Annotated in this window: 19 protein-coding genes; 10 read left to right on the top strand and 9 right to left on the bottom strand. The window is 61.9% G+C overall.

The features are described from left to right. Window positions 1-40 precede the first annotated feature (40 nt). On the bottom strand, window positions 41-517 hold the full coding sequence (locus tag AC6H34_RS22360) for an outer membrane protein assembly factor BamE (RefSeq protein ID WP_448147159.1): 477 nt from the start codon (window positions 515-517) through the stop codon (window positions 41-43). A gap of 220 nt (window positions 518-737) precedes the next feature. Between AC6H34_RS22360 and AC6H34_RS22355 the strand changes: the two genes are divergently transcribed. From AC6H34_RS22355 to aat, 7 genes are all read left to right on the top strand, one after another. After that, window positions 738-1,289, top strand: a complete 552-nt coding sequence (locus AC6H34_RS22355; protein WP_497540260.1) for a ubiquinol-cytochrome C chaperone family protein — start codon at window positions 738-740, stop codon at window positions 1,287-1,289. Further along, window positions 1,286-1,816, top strand: a complete 531-nt coding sequence (locus AC6H34_RS22350; protein WP_448147157.1) for a YceD family protein — start codon at window positions 1,286-1,288, stop codon at window positions 1,814-1,816. The genes AC6H34_RS22355 and AC6H34_RS22350 overlap by 4 nt, the downstream gene beginning before the upstream one ends. Window positions 1,817-1,939: 123 nt before the next feature. After that, complete coding sequence (locus AC6H34_RS22345) at window positions 1,940-2,704, top strand: DsbA family protein (RefSeq protein ID WP_497540259.1); 765 nt, start codon at window positions 1,940-1,942, stop codon at window positions 2,702-2,704. Window positions 2,705-2,831: 127 nt separating this feature from the next. Beyond that, a complete protein-coding gene (gene aroQ / locus AC6H34_RS22340) occupies window positions 2,832-3,272 on the top strand; it encodes a type II 3-dehydroquinate dehydratase (protein WP_448147155.1) in 441 nt (146 codons plus the stop codon). 46 nt (window positions 3,273-3,318) lie between these two features. Continuing rightward, entirely contained in the window at window positions 3,319-3,789 is a 471-nt protein-coding gene (gene accB, locus AC6H34_RS22335; protein WP_448151268.1) for an acetyl-CoA carboxylase biotin carboxyl carrier protein, read from the top strand. A 5-nt stretch (window positions 3,790-3,794) separates the two neighbouring features. Continuing rightward, window positions 3,795-5,153, top strand: coding sequence for an acetyl-CoA carboxylase biotin carboxylase subunit (gene accC, locus AC6H34_RS22330; RefSeq protein ID WP_448147154.1), 1,359 nt, complete (start codon window positions 3,795-3,797; stop codon window positions 5,151-5,153). A gap of 10 nt (window positions 5,154-5,163) precedes the next feature. Continuing rightward, the gene (aat, locus tag AC6H34_RS22325; protein ID WP_448147153.1) at window positions 5,164-5,832 is read left to right on the top strand and encodes a leucyl/phenylalanyl-tRNA--protein transferase; all 669 of its coding nucleotides are present in this window, start codon (window positions 5,164-5,166) and stop codon (window positions 5,830-5,832) included. A gap of 71 nt (window positions 5,833-5,903) precedes the next feature. On the opposite strand, the gene AC6H34_RS22320 is transcribed toward aat, so the two are convergent. Next, entirely contained in the window at window positions 5,904-6,587 is a 684-nt protein-coding gene (locus AC6H34_RS22320) for a response regulator transcription factor (RefSeq protein WP_497540258.1), read from the bottom strand. A gap of 1,842 nt (window positions 6,588-8,429) precedes the next feature. Between AC6H34_RS22320 and AC6H34_RS22315 the strand changes: the two genes are divergently transcribed. The 3 genes from AC6H34_RS22315 (at window position 8,430) to AC6H34_RS22305 (ending at window position 13,164) form a co-directional block, all read left to right on the top strand. Then, a complete protein-coding gene (locus tag AC6H34_RS22315) occupies window positions 8,430-10,895 on the top strand; it encodes an MFS transporter (RefSeq protein WP_497540257.1) in 2,466 nt (821 codons plus the stop codon). A gap of 248 nt (window positions 10,896-11,143) precedes the next feature. Continuing rightward, window positions 11,144-11,818, top strand: coding sequence for a hypothetical protein (locus AC6H34_RS22310; protein ID WP_448147150.1), 675 nt, complete (start codon window positions 11,144-11,146; stop codon window positions 11,816-11,818). 317 nt (window positions 11,819-12,135) lie between these two features. Further along, window positions 12,136-13,164 carry a glycosyltransferase gene (locus tag AC6H34_RS22305; protein ID WP_497540256.1) on the top strand — a complete coding sequence of 343 codons (1,029 nt, stop codon included), beginning with the start codon at window positions 12,136-12,138 and terminating at the stop codon, window positions 13,162-13,164. An 80-nt stretch (window positions 13,165-13,244) separates the two neighbouring features. On the opposite strand, the gene AC6H34_RS22300 is transcribed toward AC6H34_RS22305, so the two are convergent. The 7 genes from AC6H34_RS22300 to AC6H34_RS22270 form a co-directional block, all read right to left on the bottom strand. Further along, complete coding sequence (locus AC6H34_RS22300) at window positions 13,245-13,919, bottom strand: DsbA family oxidoreductase (protein ID WP_497540255.1); 675 nt, start codon at window positions 13,917-13,919, stop codon at window positions 13,245-13,247. A gap of 127 nt (window positions 13,920-14,046) precedes the next feature. After that, the gene (locus AC6H34_RS22295; protein WP_497540254.1) at window positions 14,047-14,361 is read right to left on the bottom strand and encodes a hypothetical protein; all 315 of its coding nucleotides are present in this window, start codon (window positions 14,359-14,361) and stop codon (window positions 14,047-14,049) included. 56 nt (window positions 14,362-14,417) lie between these two features. Further along, complete coding sequence (locus AC6H34_RS22290) at window positions 14,418-15,131, bottom strand: DNA-3-methyladenine glycosylase I (protein WP_497540253.1); 714 nt, start codon at window positions 15,129-15,131, stop codon at window positions 14,418-14,420. Window positions 15,132-15,279: 148 nt separating this feature from the next. After that, entirely contained in the window at window positions 15,280-15,609 is a 330-nt protein-coding gene (locus AC6H34_RS22285; RefSeq protein ID WP_448147145.1) for a hypothetical protein, read from the bottom strand. 223 nt (window positions 15,610-15,832) lie between these two features. Further along, window positions 15,833-17,365, bottom strand: coding sequence for an alkaline phosphatase family protein (locus AC6H34_RS22280; protein ID WP_497540252.1), 1,533 nt, complete (start codon window positions 17,363-17,365; stop codon window positions 15,833-15,835). A 249-nt stretch (window positions 17,366-17,614) separates the two neighbouring features. Next, window positions 17,615-17,833: a hypothetical protein gene (locus AC6H34_RS22275; RefSeq protein ID WP_448147143.1), complete on the bottom strand. Its 219-nt coding sequence runs from the start codon at window positions 17,831-17,833 to the stop codon at window positions 17,615-17,617. Beyond that, window positions 17,830-18,579 carry a COG4280 domain-containing protein gene (locus AC6H34_RS22270; RefSeq protein WP_497540251.1) on the bottom strand — a complete coding sequence of 250 codons (750 nt, stop codon included), beginning with the start codon at window positions 18,577-18,579 and terminating at the stop codon, window positions 17,830-17,832. The genes AC6H34_RS22275 and AC6H34_RS22270 overlap by 4 nt, the downstream gene beginning before the upstream one ends. Window positions 18,580-18,596: the final 17 nt, after the last annotated feature.

Here is an 18,596-nt window from a genome sequence, read left to right as displayed (position 1 = left end):
GAGCCGGCGCAAGCGCCGGCTCAGCAAATCCGGCTATTCGTCAGTTGCCGAAGCCCGGTATGCCGGCGGTCATACCGCGGGCCAGCTGGGTGATGAAGTTGAGGTCGCCGCCGGCCGTCGGCGTCGTGCGCGTGATTGAATCGAAGACCACGCCGTCCTTCAGGCTGTAATTGGCTACGCGGCTCACCTTGCCATTGGCGAAATAGACGGCGAGCACGTTGCGGTCGACGATATGCGGCGCCATGAACGCAACCGGACGTGCCGTGGTCTGGGACACGTAATAGAAGGCCTGCCCGTCGAGCGTCGAAGTAGTGGAAGGCGTCCCCAGCGCATCAATGACCTGGGCCTGGGAGGTGCCCGGCTTGATCGCGGACAGCGTGCTCTCGGTCACCACGATACCATGAACATTGGTTTCCCCCATGGTCGCGCAGCTCTGCAGCAGACCGGCAACGGAGATCACCACCGCTGCTGCCAGCGCACGGGACCGAAAACGGGGGGGCAACACAACTATACTCACTTTGGCCTCCATCGGGGTGCACGGGCTCGTTCGCCTTGTCGTCGCGCGGGTTCTGGCGTAACCCGCTCTGATGTGAAATTCAACCTTGGCGCTCGGGGAACATCCACTTATATGGTGTGAAATTCGCCCGGACGATCGGAACGGACGGCATTTCAACGCCGATCGCCTATCAATCCGTAAATTCCGGTTCTCCCGGAAACCGCTGCCGCAAAAGGGGATCATGTTCGGCCTGTTTCGCAACAAGGAGCGCGATTCACGGATATCGCGTCTTTACGACCAGATTCTGGCACAGAGCCGCGATCCCGTGCTCTTCTTGGAAGGCCGCGTGCCCGACACGGTGGAAGGCCGAACCGACATGATGCTGCTCCACCTCTTTCTCCTGCTGCATCGCCTCAATGGCGAGAAGGGAGAGGCGCATGAACTCGCGCGCGGCGTTTGCGACCGTTTCTTCGCGGAGCTCGACAGGGCCATGCGGGAGATGGGCGTGGGCGATCTCACCGTGCCGAAGAAGATGCGCAAGGTCGCCGATATTTATACCGGATGCTCGGTCTCCTACGGGAAGGCGCTGGCCAGCCCCGACGAGACCGAACTTGCTGATGCACTGCTTCGCAACGTCTATGGCCGGGCCGAAGAACGGCGGCGGGAGGCCGCGGCCCTCGCCGGCTATGTCCGGCGGGCGAACGCCGCGCTGGCGGGCGTGCCGGCGGAGACGCTCGTACGCGGCACCATTCCGTTTCCTTCCCCTCCTCTCAGCCTGGATGCCACTGCATGACCAATGACGCGCTCACCTTCTCGCGGCCGGTGCATGTCCATGAGGTTCCCGCCACGGGCCGCCACTTCAACATCGCCACCTCCGAATCGGAACGGGAAGCCGTGGCGAGACAGCTCGGCCTGCCGGGTATCGCCGAGCTGTCGGCCCGGCTTGTGGTAAGCCCCTTTCGGAAGGACGGCCTCGCCGTCGCCGGCACCGTCCATGCGCGGCTGACGCAGACCTGCGTCGTTTCAGCCGAGGACTTCGAGAATACGGTCGAAGCGCCCGTCGAGATCCGCTTCTCCCCCGATGGACAGGACCCGAACGCCGATTTCGACCTCGCCGAGCTCAACGATCCCGATGCGGAAGATCCGCCGGACCTGCTGACGGGAGGCGAGATCGATCTCGGTGCCATCATTGCCGAATTCCTGGCGCTGGCCCTCGACCCCTACCCCCGCAAGCCTGGCATTTCCTTCGAGGGACCGGCGGAGGATGCGGACCTTTCGCCTTTCGCGGCCCTCAACGCACTGAAGAACAAGGACCAATAGTCCCGCCCGTCTTGGATCGAACACGATTGTGTGAGATTGCGGCGTGCCGCGGGCCGGTTAATTGACCGGTCATACACCTGAGCCTATGCAGCATGATGCAGCTTGGCCCCTTTGGAGAAACCAATGTTCCTGAAGCGTTTTCTGGCTGGATTGACGCTGGGCGCCTGCGTGCTCGCGGTTGCACAGTCCGCCGTCGCCGATGAGCAACTCGGCCGTCCCGCCATCGAGGCGATCGTCAAGGACTATCTGATGAAGCATCCCGAGGTCATCACCGATGCCCTCAACGCGATGCAGGCCAAGCAGGAGGCGGATGCCGCGGAGCGGCAGAAGCAGAGCGTCTCCGAGAATTTGGATGCCATCATCAACGCGCCGCAGAATGCCGTGCTGGGCAACCCGCAGGGCGACGTGACCCTGGTCGAGTTCTTCGACTACAATTGCGGCTACTGCAAGCGCGGCCTGGCCGACATGGTCAAGCTTCTGCAGACCGACAAGAACCTGAAGGTGGTGTTGCGCGACTATCCGATCCTCGCTCCCGGCTCGATCGAGGCCGCTAACGTCGCGCTGGCCGTCAAGAACCAGCTCAAGGGCGACAAGTTCCTGCCCTTCCACCAGGAACTGCTGGCCACTCGCGGTGCCGTCGACAAGGACCGCGCCCTGCAGGTGGCCCAGGACGTCGGCGTCGACATGAAGAAGCTCCAGTCCGACCTCGCCGATACTTCGCTGCGCAAGGATCTGGCGGCCAACCTGCAGCTCGGCGACAAGCTCGGCATCAATGGAACCCCCTCCTACGTGATCGGCAGCGAGATCGTTCCCGGCGCAATCGGCTACGATGCTTTGAAGGCCAAAATCGATTCGATGCGCAAATGCGGGCAGACAGTCTGTGGCTGAATGCCAGGATCGGCGGTGGATGAAGAACCGCCGGCTTTGCCTTCCGAGTAGTACCGCCCTATAAGAGGGCGCAGAAGGCCCGATGCATCATGCTTCGGGCTTTGCGTTTATGGTCCGAATTGAAAGCATGGCGCTCGTCTACATTCTGAATGGCCCCAACCTGAACATGCTGGGAGTCCGCGAAACATCGGTCTACGGCACGCTTGACCTGGCAGGCATTGAGAGGCTTGCGCGAGCGCGCGCCGATCTACTCGGGATGAAGGTGGAATTCCGTCAGACGAACCATGAGGGCGTTCTGCTCGATTGGGTGCACGAGGCCTACCACAAGGGGGCAGCGGGCCTGGTGATCAATCCGGGCGCACTGACCCATACGTCGATTGCCCTGCATGACGCCATCAAGGCCGTTAGCCTGCCGGTAATCGAATTGCATTTATCCAACGTGTTCGCGCGTGAAAGCTTCCGGCACCATTCCTGGGTTTCGCCGGCTGCCAAGGGCGTGATCTGCGGATTTGGCCCGAAGGGCTACGAACTTGCCCTCGAAGCACTGGCTTCGAGCGTATCAGCTTAATGTGAATGACGGGGCTGCGGGCCCCGCGGAAACGCAAGGCATGACGATGTCGCGAACCAAATCGGGAATCGATCCCGAGATTATCCGGGAACTGGCCAACCTCCTCACGGAGACGGATCTCACCGAAATCGAGGTGCAGCAGGCGGATCTGCGCATCCGCGTGGCCCGGCAGATCAATGTCACGGCGACTGTTCCCGTCACCGCCCCCGCGGTTAGCGTCGCCGTGCCTGCGGCAGCTCCTGTCGCGGCCGCTGCGCCGGCCGCCGCCGATCCTGCCAACCACCCCGGCGTCCTGAAATCGCCGATGGTCGGAACCGCTTATCTCGGTTCCGGCCCCGGTGCCAAGCCCTTCGTCGAGGTCGGCAGCAAGGTGAACCAGGGTGATCGCGTCCTGATCGTCGAGGCCATGAAGACCTTCAACGATATCGCTGCGCCGAAGTCCGGCACCGTGACGGCGCTGTTCATCGAAGACAAGCAGCCGGTCGAATATGGCCAGCCGCTGATGATCATCGAGTAAGATGGATGTTTGACAAGATCCTGATCGCGAATCGCGGCGAGATCGCCCTGCGCGTTCTGCGGGCCTGCAAGGAACTGGGCATCAAGACGGTGGCCGTGCATTCCACGGCCGACGCCGATGCGATGCACGTCAAGCTCGCCGACGAGAGCGTCTGCATCGGCCCGCCGCCGGCGCGCGAGAGCTACCTGAATATTCCCGCCCTGATCGCCGCCTGCGAGATCACCGGCGCCGAGGCCGTGCATCCGGGTTACGGATTCCTGTCCGAGAATGCCCGCTTCGCCGATATCCTGGAGCAGCACGGCATCGCCTTCATCGGCCCCAAGGCCGATCATATCCGTATGATGGGCGACAAGATCGAGGCCAAGCGCACGGCCAAGCGCCTCGGCATCCCCTGCGTGCCGGGCTCCGACGGCGGCGTTACCAACGACGCCGACGCCATTCGCATCGCAGCGGAGATCGGCTATCCGGTGCTGGTCAAGGCCGCCGCCGGCGGTGGCGGGCGCGGCATGAAGGTGGCGCTGACGGCCGAGGACCTGCCGGACGCCCTGGCGACGGCCCGCGCCGAAGCTCTCGCCGCTTTCGGCGATGATGCCGTCTACCTCGAGAAGTATCTGCAGAAGCCCCGCCATATCGAATTGCAGGTGCTCGGCGACGGCCAGGGCCATGCCATTCATCTGGGCGAGCGCGACTGCTCGCTGCAGCGCCGCCACCAGAAGGTTTGGGAGGAAGGCCCCTCGCCTGCGCTCAACTCCGAGCAGCGCACCAGGATCGGCACCATCGTGGCCAACGCGATGATAGAACTCGGCTATGTCGGCGCCGGCACGATCGAGTTCCTTTATGAGAATGGCGAGTTCTACTTCATCGAGATGAACACGCGCATCCAGGTGGAGCATCCGGTCACGGAGATGATCACCGGCATTGATCTCGTGAATGAGCAGATCAAGATCGCCGCCGGCTCCCCTCTCTCGATCAAGCAGTCCGACGTGCAGATCGAGGGCCATGCCATCGAATGCCGCATCAACGCCGAGAATGCCGCGACGTTCCGTCCTTCGCCCGGCACGATCAGCTACTTCCATCCTCCGGGCGGGCTCGGCGTGCGCGTCGATTCGGCCGTCTATCAGGGCTATCGCATTCCGCCCTACTACGATTCGCTGATCGGCAAGCTGATCGTGCACGGCCGTACCCGCACCGAATGCCTGATGCGCCTGCGCCGTGCGATCGACGAGTTCGTCGTCGACGGTGTCGAGACCACCTTGCCCCTGTTCCGCACCCTGGTGCGCAATCCGGACATGCAGAACGGCCTCTACGACATTCACTGGCTTGAGAAATTCCTCGAAGCCGGGGGCATGCGCGACAGCGAGTGAGGCGGGCCAATTGTCGAGCGCCGACCAAGATCTGGAGATTACGCCGCAGGTTCTTCTCAAAGCCTATGCCTGCGGCATCTTCCCGATGGCCGAGAGCGCTGACGATCCGGGTCTGTACTGGGTCGAGCCCGAATATCGCGGCATCATCCCGCTCAATGGCTTGATCGTTTCACATCGATTGGCCCGCACGATCCGGTCGGACCACTACGAGATAGCGATCGATCGTGATTTCGAAGCCGTGATCGAAGGCTGCGCCGCACCGGCCGCCGGCCGCCGTTCGACCTGGATCAACAAGCGCATCCGCAAGCTCTATGGCGAGCTTTTCGCTCTCGGCCACTGCCACACAGTGGAGGCCTATCGCGAAGGCAGGCTTGTCGGCGGGCTTTACGGCGTGGATCTCGCCGGCGCCTTTTTCGGCGAGAGCATGTTTCACCGCGAGAGAGATGCCTCGAAAGTGGCGCTCGCCCATCTGGTAGCCCGACTGCGGCATGGCGGTTACCGCCTGCTAGACACCCAGTTCGTCACCGAGCATCTTGCCAGCCTCGGCGCACTCGAATTGCCGAGGACACAATATCACCTGCTGCTCAACAATGCGCTGCAGGTCGACGGCGACTTCCTGGCCTGGCCCAGGAACGAGACGAAGAGCGGCGCCGAGATCCTGGCCGAACTGGCCGGATGAGGGGCAGACTGTCTTCGCGTTCGGGGGAGAGCGACACAGGTCGTCCCGCCCCTCGCCTCCTTCGTTGCCTTTCACTGGTCCTGGGCGAGCTTGAAGAGTTCGCTGGCTCTCCTGACGACCTGGATGCGCGTCTTGACCTTCAGCTTGCGCATGATGTTCCTCACATGCACCTTCACGGTCGCCTCAGCCATGACGAGTTTGGCGGCGACTTCCCTGTTGGTATGCCCTTCGCCGAGCGCGTAGACGATATCCATTTCCCTGCTCGTCAAATCAGCGACCTCGCGAGCCACCCCCTGGGGACCGGGGCTTCCGATGGAAAACAGCGACCCGCCGGAAGCGACCACCTTGATCGCCGATGCCACCACGTCGAAGTCATTGTGCATGCTGACATAGCCGTCCAGCATGGCTTGGGTCGCGTCCAGCACTATTCGAGGGCTGACGAAATCCGAAATCAGCAATATTCTGGCCTCGGAATCACGACTCCGTATCGACGCCACACCCGCGCGAAGGAACCCGTAGACCGCTCCTCCGCCCCTGCAGATCGAGATAATGGTGTCGCCACGTCCGCTCACGCTGTCCCGCGTCCAATCCTCGACGCTTTCGTAGCCCCTCACTCTCAGGCCCGGATATGCGTGCATCAGGCAACGAACAAAGCAGTCCCGCCCGAAGGTGTCGCCGGCAATGATCGAAAGGCTGGCCTTTTCAAAGGCCGCCGGCTCTTCTGCCGGGACCTGCTGATCAATACTTATCTTCATCTCGTTCTATCTTGGTCGTGCTTACGACGGCGAGCGCATCATGCCAGACGATGGCACTCACAGCATTTGTATGCATAAATTGGTGTAACGCGGTTCTATCACTGGAACTGATGCGCTCTCATCAGAATATCGGAGACGTTCTTGTCCGATATGCTCACATCATTGAACAAGACATCGCCATCGCTCTTCAGAGTTATATTTACGACACCCTCTGCTGGCACGGTAATGGTAATGTCACCTGTTTCTTCATCGAAAATCAGGCATCTAGTCTCCCGAATATCATCGGGAGTTATTGTTTTTACTCGCCCCATAAATAGCCCCATAGAGTGTTAGATTGGAACTTCACCTCGTACGCGCGCGGTCGCCCCGATATCCCCGCAACAGATAAGCCTCGCTGTATGTCAGGAGCGACGCAGACCGCCACGCCATTTGAAACCGCCGATGGCGGAAGTGGACGCCGAGGCCGAATTTCCGGAGAATCTCCCGAGGCGATCGACAGCCTTTAGAGGAGAAGCCTCCCTGTACTGCTCGCAGCGGCCACGGAGAAGCCGTCCGACTAGTACGGATAAGATGACACTCAAGACGAGATAACCAACCACTGCCACGCCCATATGCATGACATCCTCCCAGCAAAACAAACCACCCAAGTCACACATACAGAACAAAACGCGACATGTTATTTAGTATATACTTATATTACGTTACGTAATATATACATTAGTATTATATATTTGCCATACCGTGGGGGTATGCGCTGAAGATCGTCACCGAAAGCCGAAATATTTCATTTCCTGGTTCGCTGACGTCGCGTTATTCCAGATATTGCACCAAGTGACGGACTGCACGCCGCGCCACGCATTGGATCATTATTTATATTGTTACAATCCGTGATGACTTTTGGTTACATATGACGTTGAGTTATATCAGTTATTTATGAATGTATCTCATAAAATGATCGTTAAGTTTCAAGAAACGATCATTTTATGATTGGGATACAAGCTTTATCCAGCATCTGATCGGATTAAACGTGGGGCACCGTACCTCAGATGCTACTTTCGATATATCCAGATATCGACATAGGAAGCAGAATACAACAATACAGGTACCAGGTATGTGGTCCACGCCAGGCAATTTTGCCTTTGCTGGCATCCGGCAAGCAAGTCCTTGATCCCAATAGACAAGATCCTCCCTTGCATCCACTCCGAATTGCAAAGGGGGTTCGCGGCCAATGATACCAACGGCCCGCACCGACGTGCGAGGAAGCGACATCCACCCGGACATGTCCACCACGGGCTTTTGCAATCCGGCAGATGCACCGCACTCCCGCATATTTCACAAAATGATCTTCTTTTCAAAAACCGATCTCTAACACGGCACCAGCTCTTCTTCGCGCTTTCCGATGAAGATCCCTTGCTTTACCCATGGGAGCGAGTGATGAGCCTGTCGCCCCGGAAAGAGGACGGAATGAGATCATAAATTGTTTTGGTCCCGGCATTGTACAGTGTGCAGCCCGCTTCTCATGGTTGCTCGCTGTCCGCGTCCGCGGCCATCGCCGCCGGCCCGGCAAGCGACCATATCAGGTCCCCGCGATCTTTCCTTATGCCTGCGAGATCTGGAATCGGTCGCAAGCTGACATCTGATCTTGGAGACCAAGGTCGTCAGCGGTCGGGCTTTTCCCGGACAGGAGCGGGCACTCGTCATTGCAAGAGCCGCCGCTCGCACCCCGCCTCGACGTGCCCCTCACAAGTCTCCCGGTCCCCGCTTCGCTTGCCCTGGCCAGCATCGGCAGTGCTGTGCGTCATTGCGGCGTGGGACAAGACAACGATTGTGGAAGGATTTGTTATGATCCGTCTCATTCTTCTCCTGCTCGGCGCCCGTCCGCTGCGAACATATTGGTGGGCCTTCGCGACGCTCTCCCTCCTGTGTCTTGCGCTCGGGGCCATTTTCATGGCCGATATTTTCGACACCGCGATCGTTGTCACGACAGACGTCATCGGCATCCTCTTCGTGATTGAGGGCGTCGTCCGGTTGCTGGCCCTGGCGGCGATCGGTTTCCCCAACGCGACCATTCCCGTACTCAAGGCGCTGGGCTTCTTTGCGCTCGGCTTCATGGCCATCGACATTCCGTGGGACGACAATATCGTCGCCACCATCGTGTTGGGCTCGGCGCTGGTCCTCGACGGGCTTTTTCGCTGGGCAGGCGCGGCCGTCATCCGCTCGGTACGCTGGCGCCACGCTGTCCTGGTCGGCCTCATCGAGATCGTCATCGGTGGGCTCGTCTGGGCACCGTGGCCGATACCGCACCGCCAGAGCGTACCGTTCTGCCTGGGGGCTGCGCTTATAGCGGCCGCCTGGAACCTGGCCCGCCTCAGCCTGCAGCTCAGGCGTCTCAAGCCCGGCGCATCTGTGACCGATCTGCCCCTGTTCGCAGGGCCGAACTGGCACGCGCGCGACCTGATACACCCGTCCCAGGAGGAAACCGCCTCGTGGGACAACGACAAGGGCCTGACCGTCCATGTCTGGACGCCCGTCGGCTCCGCCGTGAATCCACAGCGCCGCTTCCTGATCGATCGCTACATCGCCGCCATCGACCAGGGCGGGGTCATCTCCACCGGGCATGCCGCGATGTCGCTGCCGCCCGACGTCTATGTCAGCCTGTGCCCGGCTGACGACATGGATCATTCTCCCGAGGAGTTCGGCCATCTCCTGCGCGCCGGGCCGGAAAACAACGTGCCAGGGAGTTTTCGCCCTTCCTTTGAGCAGGAGTGTGCGGATTGGAGAAAGCCCGACCGGGAAGTCATTTTCCAGCGCTACAACAGCGCGGCGGTCCGCGCCTTCCTGACGAGCTACAAGGCCGAACCGGTCTACAACCTCACCAGCCGCAACTGCTCCTCGACGGTCGCCCTGTCTCTCGATGCGGCGGTGGAAGGCGCTCTCGGCCAGGAACGGCCCCTGCGGCATATCTTCCTGCTGCTGACGGATCCGGCCATGTGGCTGCTCGCGCTCTGGCGCGCCCGAGCCGAGGCGATGACCTGGACTCCCGGCCTTATCCTCGACTACGCGCAGACCCTGCAGCACGTCCTCGAGGGACGGCGCGAGAGGTGGTTCGACCGCCTGCGCGAAACGAGGAAACGCTACCTGCAGCAGCGCCGGGCCCTCATTGCCGAGGAACAGCCGACGCGTTCCAACTTTTCGGCCATCGCCTCGCTTGTGGCAACCGGCCTGATCTTCGGCCTCAGCTATGGCCTGAGCGCCCCGCTCCTCGCCTTGTGCCTCACGCAGCTGGGGTTCGGCGAGAGCTTCGTCGGCGCCAACGCGGCCATGCATGCCGTAGGCGTGCTGCTGGCCGCGCCGATCCTGCCCCGGCTCGCCTGGCGCACGGGGCCGAAACTTCCGATCACCGCAGCCCTGCTGGCCGCAGCCGCGATACTTGCCCTGTTCCCCATCGCGCCCGCCATCTGGCTATGGTTCCCCCTGCGACTCGCCCTGGGCGTCGCGTCGGAGACCATGTTCGTGATGTCGGAGACCTGGCTCAGCCAGCTCAGCGACGAGACAAATCGTACCCGTACGATGGCGACGTACACGGCGGCGCTGTCCCTCGGCTTCGCCCTGGGACCGATGATCCTGACGGTGGTGGGAACCCAGGATCTGACGCCTTTCCTCATCGCGGGTGGAATTGCCCTGGTCGCCCTCCTGGCCGTCGCCATGCCCTGGGTGCGGGCGCCGGTCTTCGAACGGCCGAACCATACGAATCCGCTTCGCTACCTCGTGCTGGCGCCGGTAGCGCTGGCCGCCACGCTGGTAAATGCAGCGCTCGAGACAGCAGGAATGTCCTTCCTCCCGCTCTATGCCATGCAGGTGGGGTGGGACGAGCAGTCGGCGACGCTGCTGCTTTCCGTCCTGCTGCTCGGGGCAATCGTGATGCAGATCCCGATCGGATGGCTCGGCGATCGCATGGATCGCCGCAAGCTCGTCATCGCACTCGGAATCGCCTCGGCCGCCGGCGCGCTGGCGTGGCCTTACGCAATCGCCGTCCCGCCGCTCGCCTACGCCCTGCTCTTTCTCTGGGGCGGGCTCTTCGTGGGTATCTACACGGTGATGATGTCGCTGGTCGGCAGTCGCTTCCAGGGCGGAGACCTGGTCTCGATCTATGCCGTGATGTCGGTCGCATGGGGCGTGGGCGCGTTCCTCGGCCCCAGCACGGCAGGCGTCGCCATGAATCTCCAGCAGCACGGCCTGCCCTATTTCGCCGCCGCGGCATGCGCCGCATTCACCCTTGTCGCGATCCTGCGCAAGAATGGAACCTAGCGAGCCTCGCCTTCAAACCGAACCGCGAAGAAACATGGAATGATTGGATATCGCCGGCTTGCGCCGGAAGATCGTCTCGTGTCGGGCGCATTTTGCCCCAAGCCAGCATAAGACCCGGTCGTCACCCACCACGGCGGGTGGCAAGGCCCGTATGGAATGACGACCGCCGCGACTCGATCTAAGGTGCAGCACGTGGACGATGTCGCGATGAGCGACCACGGCATCCCCCCGGTCCTGTCGGCGGGGTGATGGAAGGCACGCCGGGCGGCGCGTCCAGCACAGCCGTGGTCCCACCAGAAGAAAGTTCAGGTTCAATGGAAGGCTCTACTGGCATCGACCAAAGTCACGAGATCTTCGTCCATATCCGTATCATCATCGGCATGATATTGGGTCTCAGCGTTGCGCGTCTCGTAACCGGCGTGACCCGGTTCATCCAGCATCCGGGCAAGGAAAAAATCGATCTCATCCATTTTGGCTGGGTGATTTTCATATTTCTCTCGATAATCCACTTCTGGTGGTTTGAATTCGCACTGACGCGGATAACGCGATGGACCTTCGAGGAATACCTCCTCCTGATTTCCTATGCCGTCGTCTTCGTCATGCTCGCGTCGATCGCCTTCCCCGACAACATCGGCGATCATAGAAGGCTGGAGCAATATTTCAGGGATCGAAATACCCTGTTCTACAGCCTCCTGCTGATCATGTTTCTCGTGGACATTCTGGATACCTTGATCAAGGGAACGGATTATTATGAGAAGTTCTACGGATGGTACTACCCGGTGCGGCAAGGCCTGCTGATCGCTGGAACGATCGGAGCGCTGATCGTAAAATCCGAGCGATATCAGGTCCTGTTCGTCGCCTTCGCCCTCGTGTTTCAGGTCGTCTGGATCGCGAGCCTGTTCGATGTCCTCGGCGGCAACTAGAACTCTTCATGCTTCGATCGCAGCGCGGCGTCATTCCGGGCACAGCAGAGTGAAAACCAGGAATTCCCTGTTCTTGCGCGGGCGAGCCGAACCAGGGAGGGCGAAGGACCGGGGAATCCAGGAGATCCTACGGGGTTTCTTTTGCCCCTGGATCCCCCTTCACCGGCCTTCGGCCCGCCGGGGATGTGGAGGGCCAAATGCCAGGAACGCGCTCCCGATGGACCTCCCGGCATCGCTCACCGCACGGCCTGCCTTGGCCGGAACGGCTTGGTTCTTCGGCAATCGCTTGCAATAGTAGCGGGGTGCAAGAAGTGGTCATGGACTGCCAGCCCGTGAAAGAGACTGCCCCCGTATCGGTGCTGATGCCCGTCCATAATGGTGTCCGCCATCTCGATGCCGCTATCGAAAGCATGTTGCGGCAGGATTGGCCGCACTTCGAATTCATCATCGTCGATGACGGCTCTACCGACGGCTCAGGTGAAAAGCTCGGCGCCTGGGCTCGCAAAGACAAACGGATCCGGGTGCTGCACACGCCTCATCAGGGCATCGCCATTGCCCTCAACCGGGGACTGGAAACAGCAGCCCACGCCATCGTCATTCGCATGGATGCGGACGACATCGCCTGTCCGGAGCGTATCAGTCGGCAAGTGGGCTTTCTGGACACGCATCCCGAGATCGTGGCCGTGGGCTGCAACATTCAGTCCATAGACGCGGAGGGACGGCCGGTCGGCCCGTTCCGCTACCCCGAGACGCCTCGCGAGGCCCGAGCCTCGCTGATCGCGGGCAACACTCCCCTATGCCATCCGGCGGTGGCGTTTCGAAGAGCCGAGGTTCTGGCCGCAGGTGGCTATCGGCCGAAGTTCAACCACGCCGAGGATTTCGACCTTTGGACGCGCCTGATCGAACGCCATGAGATCGCGAACCTTCCGGATGTACTGCTGCTGTATCGGATGCACGCCGGCAATGTCTCAAAGAAAAAGCGCTGGGAGCAGGCCCTGGCGGCCCATTCGGCGCGTTTCTCGGGCCGCATGCGCCGCCAGGGATTTCACGATCCCCTCGACGATGCGCAGGAACTCACTGTCGAGCATCTGCTAAAACTGCCCCTGTCGGCCGAAGAACGGGAAGCCGTACTCCTCGACCTGGCGCAGGCCGCCCTTACGAGCTTTCGGCACAACCCATTGCCCCGTTACGTGGAGAGTGCGGTTGCATGCTTCATGCCCGTCAGCCATATCCCGGGCGAGCACGCGCGAAAGATAGCACGCGATCTCGCAAGAGCCCACGAGACGCTGGCCAAGGCACCAGCGCAGCACGCATGGCCATTGGCGCAGCGGCTCCGCCCGCTTTGACATCGCGATCCGTACCTTCCCCTGACCAGGCGGCGTCGGGAAGCGCTCGCACCGCAGGCGGCGGGCCCGGCCGACGGTACCTATCCCGCCGTCTCCTCCGTGCCCGCTGCCGCCTGTGCGGCGATGCTGCGTAGCGCCTGCTCGAAGACTTCGGCGGGCTGTCCGCCGGAGATCAGCCATCTCTCGTTGATGACGACCGCGGGAACCGAGTTGATGCCGCGCGACTGCCAAAGCCTCTCCGCATCCCGAACGTCCTGCGCGTAGCGGCCGGTTTCGAGGACCTCGCGCGCCGCCTCGCCATCGAGCCCCGTGGAAACCGCCGCAGCCACCAGCACCTCCTGGTCCCCCACGTCGGCACCATCGGTGAAATAGGCCTTGAACAGCGCAAGCTTCAGCGCCTCCTGGAGACCACTGGCTTTCGCCCAATGCAGCAGGCGATGGGCATCGAAAGTGTTGTAGATCCGGCTTTCGTCCGACGTCCTGAAGGTAAATCCGACGCCCTCCCCGCGCGAGCGGATCATTGCTCGATTGGCAGCGGATTGTTCGGCCGTAATGCCATATTTCTGCGTGATGTGCTCGACTATGTTCTGGCCGCCCGCCGGCATCGCAGGGTTCAACTCGAAGGGTTGGAACGTGATGTCCGCTTCCACCGCATCCGAGGTACGGCTCAGCGCCTCCTCCAGCCCCTTGAGGCCGATGATGCACCACGGGCACGCAACGTCGGAGACGAAATCGATCTTGATATGTTGAACCATGCTGCTCTCCAGAACCGTCATGCGTTTGGTCAATGAAACCCGGGATATCGGCATCCCGGTCCAGGAGCGCAACCCTCACAAGGCCAATTCGCCCGACAGGCCGGGCCGGTCACCGACTACGAAGCGCTCACGAACCCTTTGCCGTGCCGCCCTGCAAGAGAGCGGCGGCAATGGCCGCTCCCTCCTCCCTGGTGGCGCCGGCCGGCATCTCCCGTCCCGCGCGACCATACCAGTAGCGCGCATTCCATTGGTCTCCCTCGATGCGATGCAGCCACGCATGCACCCAAGCGCTCTGGCGATCGCCCCCGGCCTGGGCGATCTCATGGGCAGGATCCCACTCGCCATGCAAGCCGTGCCAGACAGCCCTCAGGAGCGGCGGCAACGAAACGGGCGGCTCTTCCTGTTGCAGACTGGCGAGAAATTCCGAAACGTCGGCCGTCATCGCAACCTCATTCATCGTTCACAGAAATGACGAGCACCTCCAGCGGCGCCATTTCCTCAGCCCTTCTTGCGCGCTTGCCCGTAGCCGTGGCTGTCGCTGTCGACGCTCATGGCGAGCACGCGGCTGATGGCGGTAAGGTCGCGCCCCGACTGCTGCGACCACTGGTTGAAGGCGGCCTGGATCGCCGCCAGATCCTTTTTCCCGCCGGGCGGTCCCGTCAGCACCTCTTCGCGGATCAGGGCGGCCACCATGTCGGGAGTCGCGACGAAGGCCGGCTTGCCGATGCCGCGCAGGAAACGGCCGGCGGCATCCCCGCCCAGATGGCTGGCACGCTTCTTGAGGGTGTCGAGCAGGCCCACATAGTCGCTGTCGGGCCAATCGGCGAAGAAACGGGCAGCACTGCCGTGTTCCGCCTTGAGATCGACCAGGAATCGGGCGTTGAGCTGAACCGAGCGGATCTTGGCGCCGTTGCGGACGATGCCGCGATCCTGCATCAGCGCATCGAAGTGATCGTCGGTCATGAAGGCGCAGGCGTGAGGCTCGAAGCCGTCGAATCCCTTTTCGAAGGCCGGCCATTTGTCGTCGATCACCTTGGATGAGAAGCCGGCATAGAAAATCCGGCGCGTCATCTCGGCCAGGATGCGATCATCAGGAGTGAGCGCGATCTCGGCCGGCGGGAGGGAGGCCGTCGTCGCGAGCATCCGGTCCAGCGCAGCCGGACCGCCCTTGCGGCCAGCGGCCAGTTCGAAAATATCGGCGAAGGGCCTCATTGGGGCGCGATCCCTGCTTGGCGTAGCGTCGCGCCACCATACCACGCAGCCCGGTCTGGTCCAGCAACCCGGCCTTGGAGACCGCCCTGCATGGCGTCTGTCGAAGATCCGGCAGCGGAAATCCGCATGCTCGCTTGCACGCGAGCCCTCAATTGATGGCGCGTTTTAACCTCGAGGCACACGCCAGCGGGGCAGCACGATCGAGCTGCGCCAGCGCATCGGTGATCTCCTCGAAGCTCACGGGCAGCCTGTTCGCTGTTCCGCCATGGACGCCTGGCGTCGGCAACGCTCCGGAAGCGCAGGTCTGCGAGGCCCAGGACGAAAGGATGGCCCGCTGCTCGGCCAGCGTCAGGGCAGCATCGGAAAGAACATTGGCCGGCCGCTTGTAGAAGCGATGCGGGCACATCAGCCGGTCAAGCTCGATATCGTGTGTCAAGAGATGCGCGGGCGGATGGCAAGCTGTCTGCCGCTGCGTCATCGGTCGCCTCCTTGTTTGCTCCTTTCACCCATTGGGCCGGTTCTCCACCCCGCCAGCCTTCCCGGCATTTTGCGCCGGATTTCCCGCAGTTCAAGAGGGAAGGCATAGCACTTTGCATTATGCGAGGGCAGCCTCGCATAATGCAGGGATGGACCACCGGGCATTCCCGGCGACAAGCGTCGGCAGGATGACGGCGCCGCTCGGTTCGACGCCGCCTCGGGGATCAGAACGGCGCGCCCGGCAGTTCCTGTGTGCTCTCCTTGGCTACCGCCTGCAGCTCGGCGGGGTCATACCCCAGGGCACGCAGCACAGTGGGAGCGACCTGCGTCGTCTGGACGAGCGCCGTAATGGTCCTCGGCTTGATCGACGGGCCACTGAGCAGCAGCGCGACGTTGCGGTCATTGGCATTGGCGCCGCCATGTTCGGCGATCTTGGTCCCCGAGGTGTAGACGACGCCGGGATTGACGGTGACGATGAAGTCCGGCGTGCGGCTATCCTTGGCGGGATCCTGATAGGCCAGCGCCAGTTGGTTCGGCGTCTGCAACTGGCCGATGCCGAGGGTCTTGATCGATTTCTCCAGATAGGCGGCCGCCGCGGCAAGGTTCGTTTCGCGGTCCCGCGGCTTCAGCCAGATCAACGAAGCGTCATCGGCGATATGGAAGGCATAGCCCGGCGTCTTGGAGTACGGATCGTCATCAAGCGCCTGGAAGGTCTCGGGATCGATCGGCGATTGACCGTGCTTGGAAGCCACGACGACGAGCGTGTCGCTTTCGAGCTTGTTCTCGCGCAAGGCCGTGAGCAATTCCCCGAGCGCGCCGTCGACATAATCGAGCTGCTTGGCAAGCCCATTATTGGGCGTGGCGGCCGCGTCCGCATAGCCGCCCTTCAGGCCGTCTTCGTCACCCGGACCCGACTTGGGCAGTTTCTGGCCCACGCTGACGGCCTGGAAGTTCATGCCGAACAGCGCCGGAACGGGTTCCTTGACGGTGCCCGTGCTGTCGAGGCCGCGCATCTCGTTGATCAGCACCTTGACGCGGGCTTCGTCGAAATCCCGCTCCGCCTTGAAGGAGCCGGTCGTCTTCACCTTGCTGCCCGGAATGCGCGAATCCTGCTCCAGGGCGTAGAAGTCATCGAGGCCCTTGCCGGAGGGACCGCCCAGCCACTCATAGGCCGGGTGCTTGTCCGACCAGGCAGTGCGGCCGCCATGCTGCTTCACCACCTCGAAGATATTGTTCACGCGCACGAAATCGTGGGGATAGACGACCGTGCATTTTCCACCGACCAGGGCCATGGGCAATTTGGCCGGATCGATCTGCGTCAGCGGCTTGCCGGGCGTGCCGCCAGCATCGAGACGATCGGAATCGATGTCGACATTCTCCGCGAAGGACACTTCGGTGCCGGGGTCTCCCTTGCAGTTGGAGCCCGGGGCGAAAAGACTGCGGTCGTAGCTGTCGTCGTAGAAGACGCCCGTGACGGCCGGCGAGCCGCCCGTGACTTGCGCCACCAGGCCCGGGAAGGAGTCGGACGGCGCCGTCGTCAGTGCATTGGGATAGAACAGCCCGTGCCGGGCAAGACCGGCAAGCGCACCGCCGGAATGGGAAGCGACGTAGTTCGCCACATCGATTGCATGCAGACCGTCGATGCTGATGAGCAGGACGTGTTTGTAGTGGGTTCCGGCCGCTTCGGCCTGCCGGGCAACGATGGCCGGCGTTATGGCCAGCGAGCCAAGCAGGATCGATCCGAGAAGACGCCTCATCGACTTATCCTTCATTCTTGAGGGAGTGAGTACGAATTCCGGCTATCATTCCAAAATGAAGTTTAAATGAAATTTAAATATAAATTACCTGTATCAGACACAAATTCATAACATGATATGCAATTATATAGATTAATTCCATAAAATAGAAAACAACTGTCCAAATACACAGAATACAAGAAATTCCGCGCATCAATTTATAACTGCATCTGGATACAGATAACGATCAGATCTCTTATCCTGCGCCCGTCAACTCCGGCGACGCAGCCGTGCCTCCCTGACTACAGCTTCAACTAGAATGACGAGGCAACCCGCCAGGAGCGCGCCGCCGCAGAGCAACGGAGCAACCCGAAGCACCACGGCGAGAGCAGCGACTGCGAAAACCAGAACAAGGGTGGCGATGGTCAAGCGCGCATCGGCGACGAACATGCCGACGAGTTCGCGGATGACGTCGAGGAAGACGGTCACGGCCGCACCTCCAGCGCGGGCCGCCGCAGCAGGGACGCCGTGACAAGCCCGGCGCACAGGAAAATCAATGCCAGTCCGAGCAGGGCGGCGTCCTCTCCCGGCCATGGAACGCCAAGCCCCTCGCCAGTCCAGAACACACCGAAGGCGGAGAGCATCACCCCGACGCCGAACTTCAGCGCATTCTCCGGCACGCGCGCGAGCGGCTTGCGCAGCAGCAGGCCGATGGCGAGAACCAGCAGGCATGCCGCGGCAGCACCGGCGGACGCCGGCAACAGCAGGCCACGCCCCGCGCCCACCGCGATCACGATGAAGACCACCTCCAGGCCTTCGAGAAGGACGGCCTTGAATGCGGTCAGGCCCGCGATCCAATCGAGGGAGCCGCGCCCAGGATTTGCGGCCAATTGCACCGACTCGGCAGCATAGATGGCATCCTCGTCATGGAGCGGGATAATGCCTGCACTTCGGAGAATCGCCTTGCGCAGCCAGCCCATGCCGAACAACAGCAGGAGCACGCCGATGACGAGTTGGAGCGCGCCGAGGGGCACCTGTCCGAGCAGCGGCCCCAGCAGGATCACCATCAGGCCGAGAACGGCGAGCGCCGCAACCGTGCCGATGCCGGCCGGACGCCAGCCGCGCAGGGTGCCCACCGCAAGCACGATGGTGAATGCCTCCACGACCTCGACCACGGAGGCCAGGAAGGCCGCGCCTACAGCCGGCGCCGCAACATGCCACGAAACGAAATCCACGATTGCCATCACCGGAC

It is taken from the genome of Labrys sp. ALF-8 (genome assembly GCF_059699065.1).
The sequence above is the reverse complement of the archived record's forward strand: the minus strand, read 5'-3'. Positions and strand labels throughout refer to the sequence as shown.